Raw genomic sequence first — 2558 nt, forward strand, 5'->3', positions numbered from 1 at the left:
CCCCGCTACGCACTCCGAAACCGGAAGAGCCCCTAATCGGCTTCCTAACAGCGCTAAAAGCCCGGTCAAACGGTTTGGTAATTACGACGGCACTAGTTGCTTTCGCACTCTTGCCCCTAACGTATGCACTAGCCGTAGTTCTCGGCGGGCCCTAGAAAATCACCTGTCCGCGAGGAATTTCCAGACCCGCACGCAGAGCTTCCGGGAGGTCAGCGATGGAGTCAAGTTCTGCGCCGCCATCACTACCATCGCCACCATCACTGCCGTTACCGCCACCGCCACTCAGCGAACCCAGAATCCACCGCTGCGCTGCATCCGCGGGCACCTCGCCGAGAGTCACGTCGCCATCACGCTTGGACAACCGGCGCCCCTTAGAGTTCACCACCAGTGGAACGTGCACGAACGAAGGCGTCGCATACCCCAAAAGACCAGCCAAGTACGCCTGGCGCGGGGCGGAGGACATCAGATCATCGCCACGCACAACCTCGGTCACACCCTGCTCGGCATCATCGACGACGACCGCGAGGTTGTAGGCCCACATGCCATCGGCACGCTGGAGGACAAAGTCATCGATCGGGGCGGTAATCTCGCCATGCAGCTCATCGGTCGCAGTCCCCTCACACACCTGTGATTTCAGGCGTAACGACGGCCTTCTCCCAGCCGCCGCAAATTCGGCCTTCTTCGCGGAGAGGTGCTCGTCGTCAAGCGAACGGCACGTGCCGGGATACTGACCTGGCACGCCATGGGGCGCGGAGGAGGCGGCGAGGATTTCGCGGCGCGTGCAGAAGCAGGGATAAGTCAGGCCGCGCTGAGTGAGGTCGACAAGTGCGGATTCATACAGCTCAGAGCGTTCGGACTGGCGGACCGGCGTGCCATCCCAGTCGATGCCGATGGCCTCGAGATCGGCGAGCTGCTGCGCCTCATACTCGGGGCGGGAGCGCTGGCGGTCGATATCTTCGATACGCACGATGAAGCGGCCACCCTGCGCGCGGGCGTGCGCCCAGGCCAGCACTGCGGTGCGCAGGTTTCCCAGGTGCAGCCGACCGGTCGGCGAAGGGGCGTAGCGGCCGGTGGGAGGTCTCTGATGTGGTTGAAGAGCGAAGCCAAACATAGGTCGAGAATAACGCCAAATATGCTGAACGCACTTCACTGGAATCCCGCAATGGAATTAGCGATTAAAGTCCATCACGCAGGGTTTTACCGCCATATAGACTCATGCTTCTGTCTACCTCGTTTGTAAATACGTCCCTGTTAACGCAGACCCGCTCATGGACACCAGTGGCAATCACTAGCTCACCCAGTGTTGCAGACACTTCCCATTTAAAGCGATTTCTGGCCTGCATGATGCATTTTGCACGCACCTCAAGCTCAACCCCCTCAGTGCATGGAGCCGTGTGACGTATATTCACACCGAACCCCAAGCTCATCTCTCCTGGGTTCAATAGTTTTTCAGAATCAAGGTGCTTAATACAGGCAAGTTCCAACAATCCCACCGTAAAACCCGTTGCAAATATCGGAGGCATTGAGGCAAATTCGTCCTCGTCGGGATACAAATCGGGAACTGTCTTACCTTCGGGGATTGTATACCTAAAAGCATAGGTTTTTTCAAGAATACTTTTTACCATAACCCTACCTCTCTATAAGCACCTAAGCAGTCATCAGCTAGGCGTTTATTATTTACACTTGCTGTACCAGCGGGATACTGAATCTGAGTTGCAGCTAAAAGCAAATCAGTTAATCCAGTTTCGACCAGCCCGCCACGCGCTCCAAGCACGTTCATGCAGTCAACTACAGTCGCAATTGCACTGTTAACAGATTCGGTTTTCGCTGCGAGGATTAGCGGCTCATTGGGCGTTCCGCGATCTAAGCTAGCCGCTGCAGAAACGCACGCTGCGTTTGAAATAACAAATCGGCGATTGACATTGCCAAGCAGTCCACGGATCGCACTTTTTTGAGATAGGTTTTTTAACTTACCCGTTTCAGATCTTAGATATGCCTTGGTAATATCCAACGCCTTCTGCTGAATTCCCAAAGCAACTGCTGCCAAGTTGAGCTTTCCGAACAGCGTTATCGAACGATGAGCTACCTCCAATCCATCTTTGTCGGAGAGGATATTGTTATTGGTCACACTGCAACCATCAACGAATTCAACACTTCCAATATTAACTCCTTCAAGCCCCGGCAATAAATACGTGTTTCCCGCCTGAATATTCCGCGAATCAGCCGGCACAATAACTGCAAAAAACTTATCGCCTACCGATCCATTAACATTTCTAGCAACAACACCATGCACATCTGCTATATGCGAGTTAACGATAAAATCCTTCTTCCCCACTAAGGAAGACTCCATCGCCCCTTTAAGTATCCGTGTCTCCATTTTCGCAAGATTCGACCCGGATACGGGCTCTGTTAAGCAAATTGAGGAAATTTTCTCTCCGCTACACAGCGGTGGTAACCATTCTTGTTTCTGCTCCTTGCTCGCATTTAAGAATACTGCTAATCCTAACTGAACGGACTGCACTAAAACGGCTCTTCCGGTTTCGGAGTGCGTAGCGGGG

Annotated in this window: 3 protein-coding genes; all 3 read right to left on the bottom strand. The window is 53.7% G+C overall.

Going from position 1 to position 2558, the window contains the following annotated elements:
- Positions 1–151: 151 nt before the first annotated feature.
- Positions 152–1111 carry a tRNA glutamyl-Q(34) synthetase GluQRS gene (gene gluQRS, locus HMPREF2614_RS03805; RefSeq protein WP_049181403.1) on the bottom strand — a complete coding sequence of 320 codons (960 nt, stop codon included), beginning with the start codon at positions 1109–1111 and terminating at the stop codon, positions 152–154.
- Between the two features lie 64 nt (positions 1112–1175).
- On the bottom strand, positions 1176–1625 hold the full coding sequence (locus tag HMPREF2614_RS03810; RefSeq protein WP_049181401.1) for a thioesterase family protein: 450 nt from the start codon (positions 1623–1625) through the stop codon (positions 1176–1178).
- The coding region (locus HMPREF2614_RS10875; RefSeq protein WP_210384468.1) for an acyl-CoA dehydrogenase family protein at positions 1619–2558 on the bottom strand (940 nt) is incomplete at its 5' end. The genes HMPREF2614_RS03810 and HMPREF2614_RS10875, both read right to left, overlap by 7 nt.

Origin of the sequence: Corynebacterium sp. HMSC074C11 (assembly GCF_001809455.1) — a bacterium.
In the GTDB taxonomy this organism is placed as follows: domain Bacteria; phylum Actinomycetota; class Actinomycetes; order Mycobacteriales; family Mycobacteriaceae; genus Corynebacterium; species Corynebacterium amycolatum.

Bases quoted from the DNA above. Each gene is read 5' to 3' on its own strand.
- gluQRS (WP_049181403.1), bottom strand. From the start codon at position 1,111: ATGTTTGGCTTCGCTCTTCAACCACATCAGAGACCTCCCACCGGCCGC.
- HMPREF2614_RS03810 (WP_049181401.1), bottom strand. From the start codon at position 1,625: ATGGTAAAAAGTATTCTTGAAAAAACCTATGCTTTTAGGTATACAATC.